The sequence below is a fragment of the Rhizorhabdus histidinilytica genome (genome assembly GCF_900167915.1).
Classification (GTDB): Bacteria; Pseudomonadota; Alphaproteobacteria; order Sphingomonadales; family Sphingomonadaceae; genus Rhizorhabdus; species Rhizorhabdus histidinilytica.
In genome coordinates this window covers 438,790-458,667 of record NZ_FUYM01000002.1, presented here as the reverse complement: position 1 = coordinate 458,667, position 19,878 = coordinate 438,790, and the positions used below count along the sequence as shown (strand labels likewise).

22 protein-coding genes are annotated in these 19,878 nt (G+C 68.3%); 13 read left to right on the top strand and 9 right to left on the bottom strand.

The annotated features are described in order from the left end of the window. Nucleotides 1–9: 9 nt before the first annotated feature. The 5 genes from B5X82_RS05905 to B5X82_RS05890 are packed head-to-tail and all read right to left on the bottom strand — an operon-like array spanning nt 10 to nt 2,969. Complete coding sequence (locus tag B5X82_RS05905; protein ID WP_235862608.1) at nt 10–1,086, bottom strand: 2OG-Fe(II) oxygenase; 1,077 nt, start codon at nt 1,084–1,086, stop codon at nt 10–12. 33 nt (nt 1,087–1,119) lie between these two features. Further along, nucleotides 1,120–1,875 carry an anti-sigma factor family protein gene (locus B5X82_RS05900; RefSeq protein WP_079647175.1) on the bottom strand — a complete coding sequence of 252 codons (756 nt, stop codon included), beginning with the start codon at nt 1,873–1,875 and terminating at the stop codon, nt 1,120–1,122. After that, nucleotides 1,865–2,407 (bottom strand): sigma-70 family RNA polymerase sigma factor, encoded by a 543-nt coding sequence (locus tag B5X82_RS05895; RefSeq protein WP_235862607.1) that lies wholly within the window; start codon nt 2,405–2,407, stop codon nt 1,865–1,867. The genes B5X82_RS05900 and B5X82_RS05895 overlap by 11 nt, the downstream gene beginning before the upstream one ends. Before the next feature lie 30 nt (nt 2,408–2,437). Continuing rightward, complete coding sequence (locus tag B5X82_RS26685) at nt 2,438–2,605, bottom strand: hypothetical protein (protein ID WP_176152472.1); 168 nt, start codon at nt 2,603–2,605, stop codon at nt 2,438–2,440. After that, nucleotides 2,598–2,969 (bottom strand): hypothetical protein, encoded by a 372-nt coding sequence (locus tag B5X82_RS05890; protein ID WP_079647173.1) that lies wholly within the window; start codon nt 2,967–2,969, stop codon nt 2,598–2,600. Before B5X82_RS05890 ends, B5X82_RS26685 begins: the two co-directional genes overlap by 8 nt. A 183-nt stretch (nt 2,970–3,152) precedes the next feature. Here B5X82_RS05890 and B5X82_RS05885 point away from each other — a divergent pair, with 183 nt between their 5' ends. The 5 genes from B5X82_RS05885 to B5X82_RS05865 all read left to right on the top strand — a co-directional run bounded on the left by B5X82_RS05885 (nt 3,153) and on the right by B5X82_RS05865 (nt 7,207). After that, a complete protein-coding gene (locus B5X82_RS05885; RefSeq protein ID WP_079647172.1) occupies nt 3,153–3,665 on the top strand; it encodes a hemerythrin domain-containing protein in 513 nt (170 codons plus the stop codon). An 85-nt stretch (nt 3,666–3,750) separates the two neighbouring features. Further along, entirely contained in the window at nt 3,751–4,143 is a 393-nt protein-coding gene (locus B5X82_RS05880) for a DUF6766 family protein (RefSeq protein ID WP_079647171.1), read from the top strand. Further along, nucleotides 4,140–4,649, top strand: a complete 510-nt coding sequence (locus tag B5X82_RS05875; protein ID WP_079647170.1) for a CinA family protein — start codon at nt 4,140–4,142, stop codon at nt 4,647–4,649. The genes B5X82_RS05880 and B5X82_RS05875 overlap by 4 nt, the downstream gene beginning before the upstream one ends. 41 nt (nt 4,650–4,690) lie before the next feature. Further along, nucleotides 4,691–6,865: a phosphoribosylformylglycinamidine synthase subunit PurL gene (purL, locus tag B5X82_RS05870; RefSeq protein WP_079647169.1), complete on the top strand. Its 2,175-nt coding sequence runs from the start codon at nt 4,691–4,693 to the stop codon at nt 6,863–6,865. 36 nt (nt 6,866–6,901) lie between these two features. After that, nucleotides 6,902–7,207 (top strand): endonuclease domain-containing protein, encoded by a 306-nt coding sequence (locus B5X82_RS05865; protein WP_079647168.1) that lies wholly within the window; start codon nt 6,902–6,904, stop codon nt 7,205–7,207. A gap of 58 nt (nt 7,208–7,265) precedes the next feature. Here B5X82_RS05865 and B5X82_RS05860 read toward each other — a convergent pair whose 3' ends face one another. Beyond that, the gene (locus tag B5X82_RS05860; RefSeq protein WP_079647167.1) at nt 7,266–9,929 is read right to left on the bottom strand and encodes an EAL domain-containing protein; all 2,664 of its coding nucleotides are present in this window, start codon (nt 9,927–9,929) and stop codon (nt 7,266–7,268) included. A 66-nt stretch (nt 9,930–9,995) separates the two neighbouring features. Further along, a complete protein-coding gene (locus B5X82_RS05855; RefSeq protein WP_235862606.1) occupies nt 9,996–10,838 on the bottom strand; it encodes a metallophosphoesterase family protein in 843 nt (280 codons plus the stop codon). Between the two features lie 177 nt (nt 10,839–11,015). Here B5X82_RS05855 and B5X82_RS05850 point away from each other — a divergent pair, with 177 nt between their 5' ends. The 6 genes from B5X82_RS05850 (at nt 11,016) to B5X82_RS05825 (ending at nt 17,301) form a co-directional block, all read left to right on the top strand. Then, entirely contained in the window at nt 11,016–12,434 is a 1,419-nt protein-coding gene (locus tag B5X82_RS05850; protein ID WP_079647166.1) for an SAM-dependent methyltransferase, read from the top strand. A gap of 139 nt (nt 12,435–12,573) precedes the next feature. Next, nucleotides 12,574–13,566, top strand: coding sequence for a KpsF/GutQ family sugar-phosphate isomerase (locus tag B5X82_RS05845; protein WP_079647165.1), 993 nt, complete (start codon nt 12,574–12,576; stop codon nt 13,564–13,566). Between the two features lie 14 nt (nt 13,567–13,580). Then, nucleotides 13,581–14,384, top strand: a complete 804-nt coding sequence (locus tag B5X82_RS05840) for a 3-deoxy-manno-octulosonate cytidylyltransferase family protein (protein WP_079647164.1) — start codon at nt 13,581–13,583, stop codon at nt 14,382–14,384. A 185-nt stretch (nt 14,385–14,569) separates the two neighbouring features. Next, a complete protein-coding gene (locus B5X82_RS05835) occupies nt 14,570–15,595 on the top strand; it encodes a phytanoyl-CoA dioxygenase family protein (RefSeq protein ID WP_079647163.1) in 1,026 nt (341 codons plus the stop codon). A gap of 44 nt (nt 15,596–15,639) precedes the next feature. Further along, a complete protein-coding gene (locus tag B5X82_RS05830; protein ID WP_079647162.1) occupies nt 15,640–16,830 on the top strand; it encodes a hypothetical protein in 1,191 nt (396 codons plus the stop codon). A gap of 3 nt (nt 16,831–16,833) precedes the next feature. Continuing rightward, nucleotides 16,834–17,301: a YbaK/EbsC family protein gene (locus B5X82_RS05825; protein ID WP_079647161.1), complete on the top strand. Its 468-nt coding sequence runs from the start codon at nt 16,834–16,836 to the stop codon at nt 17,299–17,301. Between the two features lie 69 nt (nt 17,302–17,370). Here B5X82_RS05825 and B5X82_RS05820 read toward each other — a convergent pair whose 3' ends face one another. After that, nucleotides 17,371–17,751 (bottom strand): hypothetical protein, encoded by a 381-nt coding sequence (locus B5X82_RS05820; RefSeq protein ID WP_079647160.1) that lies wholly within the window; start codon nt 17,749–17,751, stop codon nt 17,371–17,373. 83 nt (nt 17,752–17,834) lie between these two features. Beyond that, the gene (locus B5X82_RS05815; RefSeq protein ID WP_176152471.1) at nt 17,835–18,365 is read right to left on the bottom strand and encodes a DNA-deoxyinosine glycosylase; all 531 of its coding nucleotides are present in this window, start codon (nt 18,363–18,365) and stop codon (nt 17,835–17,837) included. 104 nt (nt 18,366–18,469) lie between these two features. Here B5X82_RS05815 and B5X82_RS05810 point away from each other — a divergent pair, with 104 nt between their 5' ends. Then, nucleotides 18,470–19,468, top strand: a complete 999-nt coding sequence (locus B5X82_RS05810; RefSeq protein WP_079647158.1) for a cysteine synthase A — start codon at nt 18,470–18,472, stop codon at nt 19,466–19,468. 91 nt (nt 19,469–19,559) lie between these two features. Further along, nucleotides 19,560–19,796, top strand: a complete 237-nt coding sequence (locus tag B5X82_RS05805) for a hypothetical protein (RefSeq protein WP_079647157.1) — start codon at nt 19,560–19,562, stop codon at nt 19,794–19,796. Nucleotides 19,797–19,878 lie beyond the last annotated feature (82 nt).

Genomic DNA, 19,878 nt, shown 5'->3' with positions numbered 1-19,878 from the left:
GGGATGGACTTACGCCTCCGCGCGATAGGTGGCGAGGTCCGCGGCGACCTTGTCAGATCTGGCGTTCTCCTCTCGCTGGCGCGCGGCGGCCTCGTCGTAGAGGAAAGGCAGATAGGCATAGCGCTTGCCGCGCGTGACCGGCGTCGCCTCGTGCAATAGCGAGCAGGAGAAGACCACCGCACCACCGGTCGGCGCGCGATAGCGGCGCTGGCCGAATTCGGGGAAGACCAGGTCGCCGCCCTCATAGTCGCCGGCGTTGAGGTTGATCGTGCAGGCGAAGCGGCGATGGGCGGTGCCGGCCGTCGTATTGTCCCGATGCGCCCGGAAGAAGCCGTTGTCACCGCTGTCGTAGCAGGCGATCATGTAGCGCTCGATGCGGCTCGCCCGGAACTGGAAGACACGTTCGATCTGCGGCAGCAGGAAGCGGACGAGCCGCGCCCTGACCTGCTCGCGCAGCAGCTCGTCGTCGTCGATATGATAGTCGCTCCGTCGCTTGACCGACGAATCCATCACGCCGACCGTCCGGCCGTCGATATCGCGCATGAAGCCTGACGGCTGGCCGCCATGCCGCTCGTAGAGGTCGATCAGGCGGCGGCAGAAGTCCGGCTCGAAGATGTTGGGCGCGACCAGGACCGGCGCGGGCAGGTCCGGCTCGGGCCGGGCGAGCAGCGTCCGCAGCGCATCGAGCAGCCTCGTGCCGGCCCCGATCCCGGCACGGCCGACGACGCGCAGCATCGGATCGCAGAGCAGCCAGTGCGGCCGGGTCTGCCCGGCCGCGTCGATCGCCCTGCACCGCCGGGCGATCGACCGGTCATGGTCGAGGAACCAGCGGATACCCGGCATCATATGGGCGATCCGTCCCCGGACAGCATCCTCGGGATCGTCCGTCACCCCGAAGAAGCAGGCCCGGTTGTCGTCGAACAGGTCGCGTTGCGCCACCAGGGCGGCCAGGGCCGCCTCCGCCTGCGCCGTCGCCGCGCTGCCGACGAACAGCAGGACGACATGGCGGCCGGCAATGCTGTCGAACTGGAAACGGGGCTTGTCGAGCGTCGACGCCGCGAACCAGGGGACCGAATCCCCCGGCATCAGAAATCCGTCCATCGTGCGGGCGACGTCCGATCAGACCGCGTCGTCGACGAAGGTCTCGGCCACCGTGTCGATCGCCTCGGGCGCCTCGGGGCCGGTGATCGCATAGGACATCTCGCCCTCGCGCCAATAGGCGACCGACGCGCCTTCGTGCCGGACCGCGGTCGGTGCGACCGGGGCGTCGCTCTGCGCCCGGACGGCGAACAGCGACAGCTTCTTCGCATTGGGGGTCCGCACCATGAGCTGCAGCGCCGGCCCTTCCTTCGACGGGAATATCTGCGCGTCGGTCACCACCCATTGGGCGGGCAGGCGCGGCACGCGGATGCGGGTGCTGCGTTGCACCTCGCCCGCATCGAAGCGCGGCGTCTCGATCTGCGAGGCCATCGCCTCGCGCAGCAGGCCGGTGCGATAGGCGGCGACGGCATCGCCGACATAGGCGGGCGGGCGGGCCTGGACGTCGCGCCCGGGCAGCACCACGATCATCAGCAGCGCCGCCGCGGCGAGCCCCTGCATCATCCGGCCGCCCCACAGCTTGCGGAAGCTGCGCGCCGGTCCGTCGCCCAGCCGGGCCGACAAGCGGGCAGCGGCCGACAGCATCTCCGGCGGAGCATCGGCGAGATCAGTCGCCAGAAGCCTGAGCGAGGTCCTGAGACGCAGATCCTCCATGAAGATATGGGCAGCCTCGGCATCGGCGGCGAGATGGCTCTCCACCTCGAGCCGGCGGCCAAGGTCGAGTTCGCCGTCCAGATAGGCCTGGATCTCGGCTTCGGTGACGGGTTCAGGATGCATCCTTGCCTCCAACGACATGCAGGCGGGCCGCCTCGGCGGCCTGAGGTTCGCGCAACGCGGCGCGGGCGCGGTGCAGCCGCGACATGACCGTGCCGACCGGCACGCCGAGGGTGGTCGCGGCCTCATGATAGCTCAGCCCCTGGACGCTGATCAGGCTGATGACGGCGCGGTGCTCCTCTGGCAGCGCCTCGAAGCGCGCCGCGATCTCGCGCAGGAACACGGCCTGCTCTTGCCCACCATGAGCGACCAGCCCCTCGCTGAGCAGGCTGAGCCGGGCGTTGCGCCGCTGCTCGCTGCCCTCTCGGCGCTTATGGTCGATGAACAGGTTGTGGAGGATCGACAGCAGCCACGACCGCAGCGACCGCTCCGGCCGATAGGTCGACGCGCGTTCATAGGCGCGCAGCAGAGCCTCCTGGACGAGATCGTCGGCGGCGACGGCGTCGCGCGTCAGCGCGCGGGCATAGCCGCGCAGCCGCGGCAGCTCGCGCTCGATCTCATGGCTGCTCCATCCGCTCATGCCCCAGATACGCATGATGCGGACGATTATTCCAAGGCCCGGTGATCAGCGGCTCAGCTCGTCCTGCGTCTTGTTGTCTCCGCCGGTGCCGGCCGTCCCGCCGGATACGCCGGGCGGATCGAGCGGCGAGCGGTCGTCCTTCTCCAGTCCAGCCTCGATCCGGTCGAGCTTGTCGGCATCGGGAAGGGGCTTGCGCTGCTTTTTCTCATCCATCTCGCTTCTCCTCGTCGAGGGCTCGCGCGGCGAGGAAATCGGCCAGCGCGACGCCTGCCACCACGCCAAGCGCCAGCAGCGCCATCTTGCGGCGCGGGTTGGCGGGCGCGGCGATATAGGCGAGCGCCGCCAAGTCGAACGCGTCGCCGGCCAGCCGCCACCGGACCGGCGCCGCGCTGCCCGGGGCGAGCAGGCCGGCGACTCCGGTCGCCACTTCGCGCGCGCCGGCGATCCGGAACAGCCGCCCGCCCATCTCGGCCCCTGCACCGATGCCGCGACCGAGGCGCCGCCCCAGCACGAGATCCGCAACGCCGAAAGCCAGGCTCGCCGCGCCGATCGCGCGGCCAATCGTTTCCGCCTTCATCCTCGTCCCCTTGTTCTACTCCGCACCAACGCCGCGGGAGACCGAAAGCTCCTGCCCCTCGTCCACGACGGGGAAGATTGATCTGGATCAGGAATGATTGAGAATCTTTCGCAACAGCAGCGCGGCGCGGCCTCGCACGTTGTCTGCTTCCCCGATGAAGATGATGATGAAGAGGAGGCTGCCATGGCTGCACGGGAATTCACCGATGCGATCGCGTTGCTGAAAGCCGACCACCGCAAGGTCGAGGAGCTTTTCGAACAGTTCGAGAAGAGCAGGACCGCGGCGTCAAAGGGCAAGATCTGCCACCAGATCTGCACCGAGCTGAAGATCCACACGATGATAGAGGAGGAGATTTTCTACCCCGCGCTGCGCGGCAAGATCGAGGATGATACGCTCGACGAGGCCTATGTCGAGCATGACGGCGCCAAGGTCCTGATCAACGACCTCGAAAGCGCCGATCCCGATGCCGATTTCTACGATGCCAAGGTCAAGGTGCTGTCGGAGGACATCAAGCACCATGTACGGGAGGAGGAGATGCCGAAGGAAGGCATGTTCGCCCAGGCTCGCGAGACCGACGTCGACCTGGTCGAGCTTCGCGACCGGATGCTCGCGCGCAAACAGGAGCTGCTGTCGCAGGCCGAAGCATCGGGCCTTCCGGCGGCGAAACCCGGCGCGGTCAACCTCGTTCCCGCCTGATCGTTCCCGGCCGCACCGGCCCGCCGGTGCGGCCTTGAACAGCATCGTTGATGGTCGCCCGACGCGGGCAAGGTGAGGATATCCCATGAAGAAATATGCTTATGGCTGGCTAACGGCCCTGTTCTTTCTGGTCTCCATCGCCGGTCACTGGGTGTTCGGCTGGTTCGCCTATGTCGACGAGGCCATCCAGCATGGCCAGCAGGCCTCGGTCTCCGAATTCGCCGTGCAGATCGCCCGCGACACATTCGAGAACTGGCAGTCCGAATTCCTGCAGCTCATCTGGCAGGTCGTGGGTCTCGCCTATTTCCTCTATGTCGGCTCGCCGGCGTCGAAGGAGAATGACGACCGCCTGGAAGCGAAGGTCGACGCCCTGCTGAAGCTGACCGGCACCGAAGGCGAAGCGATCATCGCCGATCTCGACCGCCGCTACATGCGGGTCGACGGCCACGCCAAGCCACACGGACACGCGGACCTGTGACCGAGACGCTGTCCGCCACGCTGCCCGACGACGTCGAGGCGCTGACCCACGCGGTGCTGCGCGAGGCGAACGGGCGGGAGCTGTCGCTGGTGACGGCGGAAAGCTGCACCGGCGGCCTGCTCGCGTCGCTGCTGACCGACGTCGAGGGGGCCGGCCATGTCTTCGAACGCGGCTTCGTCACCTACAGCAAGGACGCGAAGTGCGAGTTGCTGGGACTCGACCGGGCGATGATCGACGATTGCGGCGCGGTCAGCGAGGAGGTCGCCCGGGCGATGGCGGCCGGCGCCCTCGTCCGCTCGCACGGCGATCTCGTCCTCGCGGTAACGGGCTTCGCCGGACCCGCGGGGCCGGACGACGAGGCCGGACTGATCCACTTCGCCTGCGCGAGGCGCGACGGACCGGTCGTCCATCGCGAAGTCAGGCTCGGCCCGCTCGGACGGGGCCCCGCCAGGATCGCCTGCGTGCGGATCGCGCTGGAGATGCTGATGGATGCGATCGAGGGTTAATCACTCTAGGCGCGCGGCGATTCGCCCGCTATCGGCGGCGCATGACCCAGCCCACCGAGATCACGCCCGAAATCGTCGCCGAGCACGGCCTGTCGCCCGAGGAATATGAGCGCATCCTGCGCGCGCTCGGCCGGACGCCGAACCTGACCGAGCTCGGCATCTTCTCGGTGATGTGGTCCGAGCATTGCAGCTATAAGTCCAGCCGCATCCATCTGAAGAAGCTGCCGACCACCGGACCGCAGGTGATCTGCGGACCCGGCGAGAATGCCGGCGTCGTCGACATCGGTGACGGCCAGGCCGCGATCTTCAAGATGGAGAGCCACAACCACCCGTCCTACATCGAGCCCTATCAGGGTGCGGCGACGGGCGTCGGCGGCATCCTGCGCGACGTCTTCACCATGGGCGCGCGGCCGGTGGCGAACATGAACGCGCTGCGCTTCGGCCGGCCGGACCATCCCAAGATGCGCCACCTGATCGCCGGCGTCGTCCACGGCATCGGCGGCTACGGCAATTGCGTCGGCGTGCCGACCGTCGGCGGCGAGGTCAATTTCCACGCCGCCTATGACGGCAACATCCTCGTCAACGCGATGACCGTGGGCGTCGCCGAAACGAACAAGATCTTCTATTCGGCCGCCTCGGGCGTCGGCAACCCGATCGTCTATGTCGGCTCCAAGACCGGCCGCGACGGCATCCACGGAGCGACCATGGCCTCGGCCGACTTCTCCGAGGATTCGGAAGAGAAGCGTCCGACCGTACAGGTCGGCGACCCCTTCACCGAGAAGCTGCTGATCGAAGCCTGTCTCGAGCTGATGGCGACCGACGTCATCGTCGCGATCCAGGACATGGGCGCCGCCGGCCTCACCTCCTCCTCCGTCGAGATGGCATCGAAGGGCGGTGTCGGCATCGAGCTCGACATGAACGCCGTCCCCTGCCGCGAGACCGGCATGACGCCCTATGAAATGATGCTGTCGGAATCGCAGGAGCGGATGCTGATGGTGCTCAAGCCCGGCCGCGAGGCCGAGGCCGAAGCGATCTTCCGCAAATGGGAGCTCGACTTCGCGGTGATCGGCAAGGTCACCGATACCGGCCGCATGGTGCTGCGCTTCGACGGCGAGACGGTGTGCGACATCCCGCTGGGCCCGCTCGCGGACGAGGCGCCGCTCTACGACCGGCCCTGGGTGCCCACCGCCCCGCGCGAGCCGCTCGGTCCGGTTCCGGCCAAGGGATCGATCGGCGACAATCTGCTCGCGCTGATGGCCTCGCCCGACCTCGCCAGCCGCCGCTGGATCTGGGAGCAATATGACCACATGGTCGGCGCCGACACCGTCCAGCGCCCAGGGGGCGACGCCGCGGTCGTCCGTGTCCACGGGACGAAGAAGGGCATCGCGATCAGCACCGACTGCACCCCGCGCTACGTCTTCGCCGATCCGGTCGAAGGCGGCGCCCAGGCGATCGCCGAATGCTGGCGCAACATCACCGCGGTCGGCGCCAAGCCGCTCGCGACCACCGACTGCATGAACTTCGGCAACCCGCAGCGGCCCGAGATCATGGGCCAGTTCGTGGGTGCGATCGAAGGCATGGCGAAGGCCTGCGCCGCGCTCGACTTCCCGATCGTGTCGGGCAATGTCAGCCTCTACAACGAGACCAAGAACGACGATGGATCCGGCAGCGCGATCCTGCCGACCCCGGCGATCGGCGGCATCGGGCTGCTCGCCGACATCGACGCGATGGCGACGATCGCCTTCAAGGCCGCCGACGAGCATATCCTGCTGATCGGCGAGGACGGCGCCCATCTCGGCCAGTCGCTGTGGCTGCGCCACATCGCGGGCCGCGAGGACGGTCCGCCGCCGCCGGTCGATCTCGAGCTGGAGAAGCGCAACGGCGACTTCGTTCGCGAGCTGATCCAGAACGGTCAGGTCACGGCAGTCCACGACATCTCCGACGGCGGCCTGCTGGTCGCGCTCGCCGAGATGGCACTGGCCGGCGGCATCGGCGCGCATGTCGACGATCTCGACCATGGCCGCGCCTTCGGCGAGGACCAGGCGCGCTACATCGTGACCACCGCCAAATCGGATTCGATCCTGGCCGCCGCGCTGACCGCGGGCGTCACCGCCCGTCGCCTCGGCACCACCGGCGGCGAGACCCTCGCCGGCGTGCCGCTGCACAAGCTGCGCGACGCGCATGAGGGCTTCTTCCCGACCTTGATGGCCAACTAAAAAATCCTCCCCAAGCGGAGCTTGGGGAGGGGGACCATGCGCAGCATGGTGGAGGTCCTGCTCTGGCGATTGCTCAGGAGCAAGGGCGTCGGTTTCCGCTTCCGGCGGCAGCATCCGGCAGGCCCCTATGTCCTCGATTTCTATTGTCCCGAGCTGCGGCTTGCGGTGGAGGCCGACGGGATCGGGCATGACATGGGCGACCGGCCAGAGCGCGACGAAGCGCGCCGGGCGTGGCTGGCCGAGCAACGGATCGACCTTGTCAGTTTTCCCGCGGCGGAGGTGTTGAAGGACGTGGCGGCAGTTGCGGATGCGATCCGTCGCATCTGTTCGGAGCGCGGATGACCCCTCCACCATCCTGCGGATGGTCCCCCTCCCCATGCATGGCATGGGGAGGACTTTCCTAGCCGTTTGCCGCCCGGACCAGGCGTTGGGGGGCCATCTGGTCGGCTTCGAGCGGCTCGTCGAAGGCGACGCCGACCCGGTCTTCATCGGCCCAGCGGATCACTCCCTCGACCGGCTTGCCATGGCCGAGATCGAGCGTGACCGCCTCGCCGGGCCGGAACGGGATGGCGCATTCGAGCATCGCGCCCGACCGCGACAGGTTGCGGATGCGGGCCGGTTCCGTGCCGCGCGCGCTGCGGATCGTGGCCGAGCGCAGCACCGCCACCCGCGGATCCCGGGTCACCAGCAGGCCCGGCATGGCAAGCTTGCCCGATCCAGCGACGCGCGCACGCGCCTCGTCCGACAGCATCGGACGGCCGAAGATATATCCCTGGATATGGCTGCAACCGAGCGAGCGGATCAGCGCCAGTTCGTCAGGGGTCTCCGCCCCCTCGGCGGTCGTCTCCATCTCCAGGCTTTCGGCAAGCGCGACGATAGCGCGGATGATCGCAGCGTTGCGGTTGCCGGGGACGGCCGCGCCGCGAACGAAGCTCTGATCGATCTTGATCTTGTTGAACGGCGCCTTCTTCAAATAACCGAGCGACGAATAGCCGGTGCCGAAATCGTCGAGCGCGAAGCGGACGCCGATCGCCTTGAGCCGGGCGAACATCGCGTCGGTCGCGGCGTCATCGTTGAGGAACACGCCCTCGGTGATCTCGAGTTCCAGCCGGTGCGGCGGGAGCTGCGCGGCGGCGAGCGCCGACAGGACGATGCCGGGCAGCGCCGGATTAGCGAACTGGATCGGCGAGATGTTGACCGCGACCCGCACCGGATCAGGCCAGTTCGCCGCCTCGAGGCAGGCGGTCCGCAGCACCCATTCGCCGATCTGCGGGATAAGCCCGATCTCCTCGGCCACCGGAATGAAGTCGGCGGGAGAGACCGAACCGCGCGTCGGATGGTCCCAGCGGACCAGCGCCTCGAAGCAGACGATCTCCTCGCTCAGCGCGTCGACGACCGGCTGGTAGACGAGGTGGAGTCCGCTCTCGCTCATCACCCCGCGCAGGTCCATTTCGAGCAGGCGCCGGTCCTTGGCGCTGGCATGCATCTCCGGCTCGTAGAAGCGGTGGACGCCCTTGCCGTCGGCCTTGGCGGCGTAGAGGGCGAGATCGGCGTTACGGACCAGCGCATCGGCAGTGGCGCCGTCGTCGGGCGCGATCGCGACACCGATCGAGGCGCCGATCGAGACGTGCGCACCGTCGATCATATAGGGCTTCGACACCTCCTGGATGATCGCCGAGGCAAGTGTCGCGAGACGGTTATGCTCGACGATGCCGGGCAGGACGACGTTGAACTCGTCGCCGCCGAGCCGGCCGACCTGCCCGTCCTGCTGGACGACCCGCTGCAGCCGCGCCGCGACCTGCCGCAGCAGGGCATCGCCGACCGGATGGCCGAGCGTGTCGTTGACCATCTTGAAGCGGTCGAGATCGAGCATGAACAGCGCAGCGCGCTTAGGCCGGCCCGCGACGTCGCGCAGCGATTCGTCGAGAGTGCGGCGCATCAGGATGCGGTTGGGCAGGCCGGTCAGCGAATCATAGCTGGCGAGGCGTTTCACCTCGGCTTCGGACCGGCGCATCTCGGTCAAGTCGGTGCCGCTGCCCCGAAAGCCCAGGAAATTGCCATATTCGTCGAAGGCCGGGCGGCCGGACAGCGACCACCAGCGCACGTCGTCGCCAGCCGCCGCGCGCACCGCGATCTCGGAAAAGGCAAGCCGGGTCGCCAGATGGAAGCCCAGCGTCCGCTCCCCCGCGCCCGAACCGGCGCCGTCGCCGGCCTCGTGCAGCACCAACCCGGTCATCGGCGTGCCGAGCAGCCGGTCGGCTGGAAGGCCGAGTGCCGCCGCGATTTGTGGAGAGATATAGGTGATCAGGCCGCGATCGTCGGTTTCCCAGAACCAGCCGCGTCCACTCTCCTCGAACTCGCCGAGCAGCAGCGAGGCCTTCAGCGCGATCGCGGCGCTGGCGAGCCAGCGACGCGAGGCGACATAGCTGCGCTCCGATATGCCGCCGAGCATGACGACCGCGACAGCGAGCAGTGGCAGCAGCAGGGGCGCCGCCCAGGGGCCAAGCGCGACGGTGGCCGCGATCGCCAGGCAGAGCCACAGCGCCAGCGCAGCGGTCGGCACCGGCGCGAAGACCAGGGTCGTGACGACCAGCAGCCCGCCATGCGCGACCGCCGCGAACGCCCAGCGCGACGGCGCCAGCCCGGTGGCGGAAGCGAGCAGCCACGTCGACCAGCCGAGCCCCTGGACCATCCCGAACAGCGCGACGAAACCGTGCATCCGTTCGGGAGCGGGCGCCCCCTTCCCGCGCCGCGCGACCAGCCGGATCACCGCGCCCGCCGCGAGCATCGCCAGCAGCGGCGCCGCGATCAGCCAGGGACCGGCGCCACCGGCCGCGGAGCGGCACAGCAGCCACAGGCCGGCGGCGACTATCAGGTCGGCGAGCAGCAGCAGCGGCAGCGCGTCCGTCGCCATCCGCACCCGGTTCGCGACCGACTGCCGGTCGTGGGCGTCGCCGCGCGGAAAGAGACCGCGCAGGAAGCGCATGCGCGCCCCATCGCCGCCATCGTCGCCATCGCCGCGCCCCTCGATCGCGAAGGCCGATCTTCCGCGTACCCGCCGCATCCGGCGTTTCTCCCTCGATCCCGCACGGACCGCGGAGACCTGTCCCCGCGCCCGTCGAGTCGGGGTCTATCCCAAGCTGCTTAATTTCGTTTGAACTTCGCCGTCGACCACGCTGGCGCGGAGCAGCCAGCGGCGGTCGCCTTCGAGGCCGAGCGCCGTCAGCGTGCCGCTGCGATAGGCGCCGGTGTCGATCCCCATCCGATTCGGCTGGATGTCGGGCTCGGTCGAGATCGAGTGGCCGTGGACGATGAAGGCGCCATGATCGCCCTTGTGATCGAGGAACTCCTGTCGGATCCAGCGCATGTCCTTCGGATCCTGCTCCTCGAGCGGAACGCCGGGGCGCACCCCGGCATGGACCAGCACATAGTCGCCGAAACGGATTGCGTCGGGCAGGCCTTCGAGGAACTGGCGGTGGCGCTCGGGAATGTAGCGCCGCAGCGTCTCGGCCGGCGGCAGCTCCTCCCCCAGCGTCGCGACGGGGACGCCATAGCTGGCCAGCGTCTCGTACCCGCCGAACTTCAACCAGAGGTTCTGGCTCTGGTCGTCCTGGGGATCGAGCGCGCGCAGCATCGCCTCCTCATGGTTGCCCATGAGGATATGGAAAGTTGCGAAACCGGGCAGGCCGCTGATCGCATATTCGACGGTTTCCGCAGAATATGGCCCGCGATCGACAAGGTCGCCGAGCAGCACGACATGGTTGTCGGCTTCCGACCGTGCAGCGATGTCGTCGCGGATATGGGCGAGCAGCGGTAACAGCAGATCGAGCCGGCCATGGACGTCGCCGACCGCATAGACACGCTGCCCCGCCGGCACCTGCGGGCGATTGGCGTCGGCCCGCCGCGCGGTCAGCGTGTTCATCCGCTGCCGCCATCCGCGGTCGCCGCCCTGGTCGAGTCCTGGCTGGTTCAAAGCAACATCTCCACCCGTGCGAATATGGCGACGGGCCGCCGGATTGGCAATGCGAGCGGCCGAACCGGCAAGGTTGGGTTAAGCCGGCAACGTCATGCTGACAGCCCCGACGAGGCGGTTCGTCATCTACACGGTTGAAACCATGCCCTTGTGCCGCCATAGAGCAGCCGATCGATCATGACCGTAAACACACCCATTCAGTCCCGTCCCGCCTCGCTTCAGGATCGGTCGCTGCTTCGCCTCATCGCGACCAGGGCGTTCCGCTGGTGGCATGACCTGCGCACGGGCGGGCGACGCGACGAGGTGGCGGTCCTGCTCAAGCCCTTCTCCTTCTGGGCGGGGCAGACGAGCGCGCTGTCAGGCGAGGGTGGTGCCGATCCCAGCCTGGTACCCGGCTATGCCTTCCACACCGATTATGTGCCGTCGACCGGCGGCCGGCTCCGCTACCGGGTCCGCCTGCCCGGGCTGACGGGAACCCGCGGACAGCTTATCATCAACATCAACGGCCTCACCGAGGCCGGCGAGTCGGTACCGCCCAAGGTGCTGAGCTTCCCGATCGACAAGCTGGTCGCCGACGGCGGCGAGTTCGAGGTCACCAAATTCGCGTCGCCCCACCACAGCTACGCGATCATGGGCACGCTGAGCGAGGACGCCGACGCCCGGGCCGACCGGATCGAGATCAGCCTGAAGGGCGGCGACAGCAGCGACGCGCTGCGCGCCCGGCTTGAGGCGGCGCGGCGCGAATTCCTGTCGGCGCCGGGCACCGGGGCCCTCAAGAAGATCGTCGTGCGCCGCCGCGCGACCCTTGCCCATCCGATCTCGCAGATGTGCACCGCCTCGCAGATGGCCGAACCCGTCTATGCGGAATGGTGTCGCCGCATGGACAACGCCCCCACCCGCCACCGCAAGCAGTGGGAGTTCGTCTTCATTCTCCGCGCGCTCGAATATTACGGCGCGCTGAAACCCGGATCGCGGGGCCTGGGCTTCGGTGTCGGAATCGAGCCGCTCTCATCGATCTTCGCCGCGGCGGGATGCCAGGTGGTCGCGACCGATCTCGCCGCCGACGACGACCGGGCGCAGGTGTGGAACGACACCTCCCAGCTCGGCTCGAACCTGCGGCAGATCCACAATCCGCAGCTCTGCGACGAGGCCGCCTTCTTCGAACGCGTCAGCTATCGCCCGGTCGACATGAACGCGATCCCGGCCGATCTCGTCGACTTCAACTTCACCTGGTCGTCCTGCGCCTATGAGCATCTCGGGTCGATCGAGGCCGGCCTGACCTTCTTCGAGAATTCACTGAAGTGCCTGGCCCCGGGCGGCATCGCCGTGCACACCACCGAGCTCAACCTCAGCTCGAACAGCTCGACCCTCGAAAAGGGCGGCACGGTGATCTTCCGCCGCCGCGACTTCGAGACGCTGGCCGAGCGTCTGCTGGCCCAGGGGCACGAGGTGATGCCGATCACCTTCGACAGCGGAGACACCGATCTCGACCGTTTCATAGACCTCCCGCCCTATTCCAGCGATCCGCATCTGAAATTGCAGCTGCTGCGCTGGGTTTCGACCTCGTTCGGGATGATCGTCCGAAAAAAGAGCTGAGTATCAAGGCAACCCCGAAACGGCTCCGTCGTTACTACGCAGCCCCATGATCCGTTTTGGTGCAATGCCGCAATTTGTTATTGCAACAAATGCATGCCTGTATATTTTCACGACGCGCGGTGGGGCCAGGGAGACGAGCGTGATAACACACGACATCCGGTCCGAGGCGACCGCGAAACAGCTATTGGAACGCGGCCGCCAGGTCCTCAGGGCGGAGATCGACGCCCTCCACCAGCTCGAAGCCTATCTCGACGACAATTTTGCCAGCGCCGTGCGGATGCTGGACGCGACGCGGGGGCGGATCGTCGTCACCGGCATGGGCAAATCGGGGCATATCGCCCGCAAGATCGCCGCCACCTTCGCGGCGACAGGGTCGCCCGCCATCTTCATCCATCCGGCCGAAGCGGCGCACGGCGACCTCGGCATGGTGCAGCCGGGCGACACGCTGATCGTCCTGTCCAATTCGGGCTCGACGCCTGAGCTGACGCCGATCATGCAGCATTGCCGCAGCCTGCGTATCCGCATCATCGGCATCGCCTCGCGGCTCGATTCCCCCGTGATGCAGGCTTCCGACGTCCGCCTGCTGCTCCCGCAGGTCCGCGAAGCCTGCCCCAGCAACATTGCCCCGACCAGCTCGACGGCGATGATGCTCGCGCTCGGCGATGCGCTCGGCATGGCGCTGATGGATCTGCGCGGCGTCGCCCGTGACAACCTGAAGAAGCTGCATCCGGGCGGGGCGATCGGCCTGCGCCTGATGGCGGTGCGCGAGATGATGCACGGCGGTGCCAGCCTGCCGCTGGTGCGCCTCGACACGCCGATGCGCGAGGTGATCATGACGATGACCTCGATGGGCTTCGGCGCCGCCGGCGTGATCGACGACGACGGCCGGCTGGTCGGCGTGATCACCGACGGCGACCTTCGCCGCCATGTCGGCGACCTGGGCGACGGCGTCGCCGCCGACGTGATGACGCGCAACCCCAAGACGGTGCCGCCCGAGACGCTGGCCGAAGATGCGCTGATGATCATGAACGACTGCAAGATCACCACGGTCTTCGTGATGGAGGACGAGCGGCCCGATTATCCGGCCGGGATCGTCCATATCCACGACTTCGTCCGCTACGGCCTGAGCTGATCCCGCCGCCCGGCATGGCCGACGTCGCGGTCATCATTCCCGCGCGCTACCAGTCATCGCGCTATCCGGCCAAGCCGCTGGCGCCGCTGGTCGGCGCGACCGGCACGTCCAAGCCGCTGATCCGGCGAAGCTGGGAATGCGCGACGGCGATCGTCGATCCGGCCGCGGTCTGGATCGCGACCGATGACGAGCGCATCGCCGACGCGGTACGCGGCTTCGGCGGCCAGGTGGTGATGACCGCCGAGAGTTGCGCCAACGGCACCGAGCGCTGCGCCGACGCGATCGGCCGGCTCGGCATCGCGCCCGAGATCGTCGTCAACCTGCAGGGCGATGCCCCGCTGACGCCCGGCCATGTCGTCACCGCGCTGGTCGACGCCTTGCGCGAGACGCCCGAGGTCGCGATGACCACTCCGGCGATCCGCTGCGCGCGGAGCACCTATGCCCATCTCGTCGAGGACCAGGCGCAGGGCCGGGTCGGCGGCACCACGGTGGTGTTCGGCGCCGACCGCCGTGCGCTCTATTTCTCGAAGCGGGTGATCCCGCACCTGCCGCCCGAGGCGGCGGCCCTGCCCTTCCCGCCGGTGCATCTCCACCTCGGCGTCTATGCCTATCGACCCGAAGCGCTGCGCCGCTATGTCGCGATGGGTGTGTCGGAGCTGGAGCAGCTCGAAGGGCTCGAACAGCTCCGTTTCCTCGCAGGCGGCGTCGCTGTCGGGGTGGTGCCGTTCGATCCGATCGAATGGGATGCGATCGAGCTCAACAACCCGACCGACGTCGGCCCGATCGAAGCCATCCTCAAAGCGCGCGGCATCGCCTAGGACATCGCGCGTTTGATTTGATGCACCTGCCTCCGCTCACCCTGAGGAAGCACTGAGCGTAGTCGAAATGCTGTCTCGAAGGGCCTTTGACGCTCGAAATATCCTTCGATACGGGCCTTCGCCAGGCTCAGTCCCTACTCAGGATGAGCGGTTCAGATAAACCGAACGATGCTCTAGGAGGAACCATGGCCGGTTCGATTCTGCGTTCGCTCCTCGCGCCCTGGTGGGCGGCGCAACTGCTGACCGGCGCCAAGTCCTTCCTCGACAACCCGCTGATCGGATCGGAAGCGCTCAACCGCCGCGGGCTCCATGGCTGGCGGGTGGCGAAGGCGCGCCGGCTGGCCGAACGGCGTCGCGCCGGGCTCGCCGGACAGGTGGCCGCCGAGGACCGCGAAGCGTTCGAGCGCGACGGCTTCGTCATCAAGCGCGACTTCCTTCCGCCCGCCACCTTCGCCGCGTTGCGCGACGGGCTGTTCGGCTGGTCCGGCCCCGCGCGCGAGATGGTGCAAGGCGACACGAACACCCGCCGCTATGCGGTCGACCCCGAACTGGTCCGCGCGGTGCCGGCGATGAAGGCCTTCCTGGGCGATCCGCGCTGGCAGGGGCTGGCGCGCTACGTCGCCAGTTTCGACGTCGAGCCGCTGCTCTACGTCCAGTCGATCCTCAGCCGGCGCCACGACGCGCCGCCCGATCCGCAGACCCGGCTCCACGCGGACACCTTCCATCCGACGATGAAGGCCTGGCTGTTCCTCCAGGACGTCGGCCCCGCCGACGGCCCGTTCAGCTATGTCCCCGGATCGCACCGGCTGACGCCCGAACGGCTTGCCTGGGAAAGGGAGCGCAGCCTGACCGTCGGCCGCGAGCAGGACTATCTGTCGGCGCGCGGTTCCTTCCGGGTCCAGGAGGAGGAGCTGGCGGGCCTCGGCCTGCCGCCAGCCAAGGCCTTCGCGGTTCCCGCCAACACGCTGGTCGTCGCCGACACCTACGGCTTCCACGCCCGCACCGCCAGCGACCGGCCGACCACCCGGATCGAGCTGTTCGCCTATAGCCGCCGCAATCCCTTCCTGCCCGTCACCGGGCTTGACCCGTGGAGCCTGCCCGGCATCGCCGAACGGCGCATCCCGCTGCTGTGGCTGACCCATGACATCTATCGCCGCTGGATCGGACAGCCCTGGGCGAAGGCCGGACGCAAGCGACCCGGCGATGAATAGCTCGGCCATTGCGGCCCATGAGGTTCAATCCTAAGGGAGCGACGATGGAAGCGCACGCTCAGGACACCGCCCGCGATCTCGATCCGTTCGGCTTCATGATCGGGCATGCCAGCGCGATCCGCCCGCTCGGCGGCAAGGAGCGCAGCCCCGATCCGCGCTACGTCTTCCACACGCCTTATGTCGAGTTCCGGCCGGGCCGGGTGCTGTTCACGATCCGCTTCGACAAGCTCAAGGCGAGCTTCGGCGAGCTGCGGGTCAACATCAACGCCTTCATCCCGGGCAGTGGACGCGACGCGATCTTCGTCACCTCGGTCCGGCTCCAACTCGGCGACGCCAGCGCCGTCGCGCGGGGCCTGTCCATCCCCTTCCTCAGCGTCGCCGGCGCCACCTATGCCGCCTTCGGCTATTGCGCCGAGGGAACCGACGCGCAGGCCGCTGGCATCTCGATCCACGCCGAACAGCTCGAAGCGAATGACGAGGCCGGGCAGCAGCCGCTGCTGCCGACCCATTTCACCGGGACCGACCTGCAGATGCCGGCGCGGCTGGTCGGCGACGACACGCCCTGCTTCATCGATCCCGCGTCGCAGCCGCTGACCGAGGCGCAACTCGGCGAGCCGGCCTTCGAGCATTGGGCGTCGCGCCTGTCGCCGCGGCCCGCTGCACCCGACGCGCAGTGGCGGCTCGCCTTCATCGCCCAGGCGCTCGATCGCTACGGCATGCTCCGTTCCGGCGCCTGCGGGATAGGCTGGGGCGAAGAGAGCCGCGCGCTCGCACCGATTTTCGCCGCGGCAGGGAGCGATGTGGCGCTGGCGGCCCCGCCGGCCGACGCCGGCGGCCTGTCGATCGCCTGGAACGCCTTCGCCTGCTCGGCGCTCGATGCCGTTCCGGGACCCGACGGTGCGCTGCCCGGCAAGCTGATATCGCTCGTCGAACAGCCCGCCGATCAGCGCGGCTTCGATTTCCTCTGGTCGATCGGCATGGCCGAGCAGGGCTACGCCGCCGGCAGCACCGTCAACCTGCTGGCCGAGCTGATGAGCGTGCTGCGCCCTGGCGGCTATGCCGTCCATCTGTTCGACCTGGCGGCCAACGCCGGCGCGGCCGGAATTCCCCGGTCCGAGGTCGAACGGCTCGCGGTGATGCTGATCGCGCGCGGCTTTTCGGTCGCCCAGCTTCATTTCGCCGGCATCGGCCCGCGCGCCACCGTTCCCTTTGCCCTGATCGCCCGCAAGGACTGACCGGTGAGCCTGGAATCGGTCCGCGCCTTCCTGGCGGCGCACGCTCCCGACATCGCGATCATCGACCAGGGCGCCAGCACCGCCACCGTGCTCGAAGCCGCCGAGACGCTCGGCGTGCTGCCGGGGCAGATCGCCAAGACGCTGTCGATCCGCGTCGGCGAAACGGTGATGCTGGTCGTCGCGCGCGGCGATGCGCGGCTCGACAACCGCAAGACCAAGGACGCGCTCGGCGGGCGGCCCCGCATGCTGGGTGCGGAAGAGGTCGAGGCGCTGACCGGTCATCCGGTGGGCGGCGTCTGCCCGTTCGGGCTGGCCAGTCCGCTACCGATCTACTGCGACGTCTCGCTCAAGGATTTCGAGACGGTCTATCCGGCCGCCGGATCGCGGACCGCGTCGGTGCGGCTCACCCCCGGCAGGCTCGCGGTGTTGACCGGTGCGACATGGGTGGATGTCTGCCAGCCACCTGCTTGACGCGACGCATCAAAAAAGGCCGGTGGAGCATCGCTCCAGCCGGCCTTTCCATGATCAGGGAAGGATGGATCAGGCCTTGCAGCTCTGCGAAGGCTTGCCCGGGGCGGCGATGTCGACCTGCGGGCCGTCGCCGCTGATCGAATAGCCTTCGGCGACGTAGGGCTTGCCGGCCTCGGGAGCAGTCAGCGAAACGCCGGCCTCTTCCTTCTTGGTCTTGTAGGCGGCCGTGTTGTTGCTGAAGAAATCGACGTAGACCAGGCTGCCGTCCTTGCAACGATAGGTGCGGCTGGCGGTCACCATCGGGGGCAGCTCGACCGGCGCAGCGGCGTTCAGCGTGGCCGAATCAGGATCGTCGTTTCCGGCGGTGACGGTTTCGGGCTTGCCGCAAGCGGTGAGCAGGAGGGCGGTGCCGAGAAGGGCGGCGGCGGTGAAGCGGTGGTGGTTCTGCATAACGAGCGGTGTCTTTGAGTCCTTGTGTGCAGTGCGTCAAGTACAGCGTGCCGATGAAGGGGCCATGAACATGCGAAATTCGGTCAATTCCGGCAAAATTCGGCTATCGGGTCGAGGAATTCGCGCAACTGGAGCCATTTTTCCCGCTTCTCGGCGATCGGCCGGGTGAAGGCGGGGCTGCTCGACGGCAGGTCGACCAGCGCGAGTCCCGCCGGCGCCCCGATCATCCGCCGCCCGAGTCGCGCCGCCGTGCCGCCGTTGAAGCCGATCGCGCGCAGCGCCGGCAGCGTCGCGACCAGCGCGGCGAGGTCGTTCGGCCGATGATCGCGGATCGCACCGTCGAGGCTGCCGTCGCGGACCGCGTCTGCGACGACGTCCCACAGGCCGACCCCGGCGGCGCGCAGCCGGTCGAGCCGCGCCGCATAGTCGAGCAGGGGAAGCCCCTCGTCGCCGATCACCGCACCGGTCAGCCGCCAGAACTGGTTCTGCGGATGGGCATAATAGCGCGCGGCACGCAGCGACGCCTCGCCCGGCAGGCTGCCGAGCAGCAGCAGGCGGGTGTCGGCGGAAACCACGGGGGGAAAGCTGGCCTTGCGCACGGGGGGATCGGTCATCGACCGGAGATGGGGCGATTTGTCCGCGCTGCCAAGCAGCAAAGACGCGCGCCCAAGAGAAGCTATGTTGGCAAGCCCGGCGTCGCTCGGCTAGGCTTGGCGGCATGGCACATGACATGATAGCGCCCGATGCGCTCGCCCTGATCGGCAACACTCCCCTCGTTCGACTGAAGGGCCCCAGCGAAGCGACCGGCTGCGAGATCCTCGCCAAGTGCGAGTTCATGAATCCCGGCGGCTCCGTGAAGGACCGCGCCGCGCTGGCGATCATCACCGATGCCGAGGAACGCGGCCAGATCGCGCCGGGCGGCATCATCGTCGAGGGCACCGCCGGCAACACCGGCATCGGCCTGGCGCTGGTCGGCAATGCCCGCGGCTACCGCACGATCATCGTCATGACCGACACCCAGAGCCAGGAGAAGCAGGACACGCTGCGCGCGCTGGGCGCCGAGCTCGTGCTGGTACCGCCGACCGCCTATTCGAACCCTGCCCATTACGTCCACACCTCGCGCCGGATCGCCGAGGAGACACCGGGCGCCCTCTGGGCCAACCAGTTCGACAACACCGCCAACCGCCTCGCCCATATCCGCACCACGGCGCCCGAAATCTGGGCGCAGACCGGCGGCCGGATCGACGGCTTCACCTGTGCGGTCGGCACCGGCGGCACGCTGGCCGGCGTAGGTCTGGGCCTCAAGGCGTTCAGCGAGGACATCGTGATCGGGCTGACCGACCCTTACGGCGCCGCGCTCTACAATTATTTCGCCCATGGCGAGCTCAAGGCCGAAGGGTCGAGCGTCGCGGAGGGCATCGGCCAGAGCCGGATCACCGCCAATCTCGACGGCGCGCCGATCGACACCCAGTTCCGCGTCTCCGACCAGGAGGGCCTCGAACAGGTGATCGCGTTGCTCGGCAGCGAGGGGCTGTGCGTCGGCCTGTCCTCGGGCATCAACGTCGCCGGCGCGATCGCGCTGGCGAAGGAACTGGGCCCGGGCAAGACGATCGTCACCATCCTGTGCGATTCCGGGATGCGCTACCTGTCATCGCTGTTCAACCCGGCCTGGCTGGAGGCCAAGGGCCTGCCGGTCCCGGCGCTGCTGCGCCGCTGATCCCGGACGACCGTCGCCCGGTGGCGACGATATTGACGATTGACCTCCGCCCGAGCCTGGCGGACATTGGCGGCATGGGGATCATCGCCTGATGCAGCGCGTGCGGATCGGTATCACCGGCCTGGCCGTCGTCTTCCTGATCGTCCTGCTGGCGGCGGCGATCGTGGGCTTCCACTCGAAGGAGCGGAACGGCGAGGCGAATCTGGTCGCCGAGAGCGAGAACGGCGCCAAGCCTCCCGCCGATCCGCTCGCCGAGCTGGGCGTCGCCCCCGGCGGCACCGCCGGCGAAAGCAGCACGCCCCAGGACGCCCCTCCTCCGCAGCAGTGACGGCATTGGCGCCGATGGCCGGCGCATCCGCCGGCCCGCCGACTCGGCAACTGCGATAAGCCCGTAAAATCAAACTCGTTTC

Coding starts and splice junctions, on each gene's coding strand:
- B5X82_RS05820 (WP_079647160.1), bottom strand. CDS start 17,751: ATGCAGAACCACCACCGCTTCACCGCCGCCGCCCTTCTCGGCACCGCC.
- B5X82_RS05835 (WP_079647163.1), top strand. CDS start 14,570: ATGGCCGGTTCGATTCTGCGTTCGCTCCTCGCGCCCTGGTGGGCGGCG.
- B5X82_RS05805 (WP_079647157.1), top strand. CDS start 19,560: ATGCAGCGCGTGCGGATCGGTATCACCGGCCTGGCCGTCGTCTTCCTG.
- B5X82_RS05865 (WP_079647168.1), top strand. CDS start 6,902: ATGCGCAGCATGGTGGAGGTCCTGCTCTGGCGATTGCTCAGGAGCAAG.
- B5X82_RS05885 (WP_079647172.1), top strand. CDS start 3,153: ATGGCTGCACGGGAATTCACCGATGCGATCGCGTTGCTGAAAGCCGAC.
- B5X82_RS05815 (WP_176152471.1), bottom strand. CDS start 18,365: ATGACCGATCCCCCCGTGCGCAAGGCCAGCTTTCCCCCCGTGGTTTCC.
- B5X82_RS05850 (WP_079647166.1), top strand. CDS start 11,016: ATGACCGTAAACACACCCATTCAGTCCCGTCCCGCCTCGCTTCAGGAT.
- purL (WP_079647169.1), top strand. CDS start 4,691: ATGACCCAGCCCACCGAGATCACGCCCGAAATCGTCGCCGAGCACGGC.
- B5X82_RS05895 (WP_235862607.1), bottom strand. CDS start 2,407: ATGCGTATCTGGGGCATGAGCGGATGGAGCAGCCATGAGATCGAGCGC.
- B5X82_RS05840 (WP_079647164.1), top strand. CDS start 13,581: ATGGCCGACGTCGCGGTCATCATTCCCGCGCGCTACCAGTCATCGCGC.
- B5X82_RS05860 (WP_079647167.1), bottom strand. CDS start 9,929: ATGCGGCGGGTACGCGGAAGATCGGCCTTCGCGATCGAGGGGCGCGGC.
- B5X82_RS05880 (WP_079647171.1), top strand. CDS start 3,751: ATGAAGAAATATGCTTATGGCTGGCTAACGGCCCTGTTCTTTCTGGTC.
- B5X82_RS05890 (WP_079647173.1), bottom strand. CDS start 2,969: ATGAAGGCGGAAACGATTGGCCGCGCGATCGGCGCGGCGAGCCTGGCT.
- B5X82_RS05900 (WP_079647175.1), bottom strand. CDS start 1,875: ATGCATCCTGAACCCGTCACCGAAGCCGAGATCCAGGCCTATCTGGAC.
- B5X82_RS05830 (WP_079647162.1), top strand. CDS start 15,640: ATGGAAGCGCACGCTCAGGACACCGCCCGCGATCTCGATCCGTTCGGC.
- B5X82_RS26685 (WP_176152472.1), bottom strand. CDS start 2,605: ATGGATGAGAAAAAGCAGCGCAAGCCCCTTCCCGATGCCGACAAGCTC.
- B5X82_RS05905 (WP_235862608.1), bottom strand. CDS start 1,086: ATGCCGGGGGATTCGGTCCCCTGGTTCGCGGCGTCGACGCTCGACAAG.
- B5X82_RS05810 (WP_079647158.1), top strand. CDS start 18,470: ATGGCACATGACATGATAGCGCCCGATGCGCTCGCCCTGATCGGCAAC.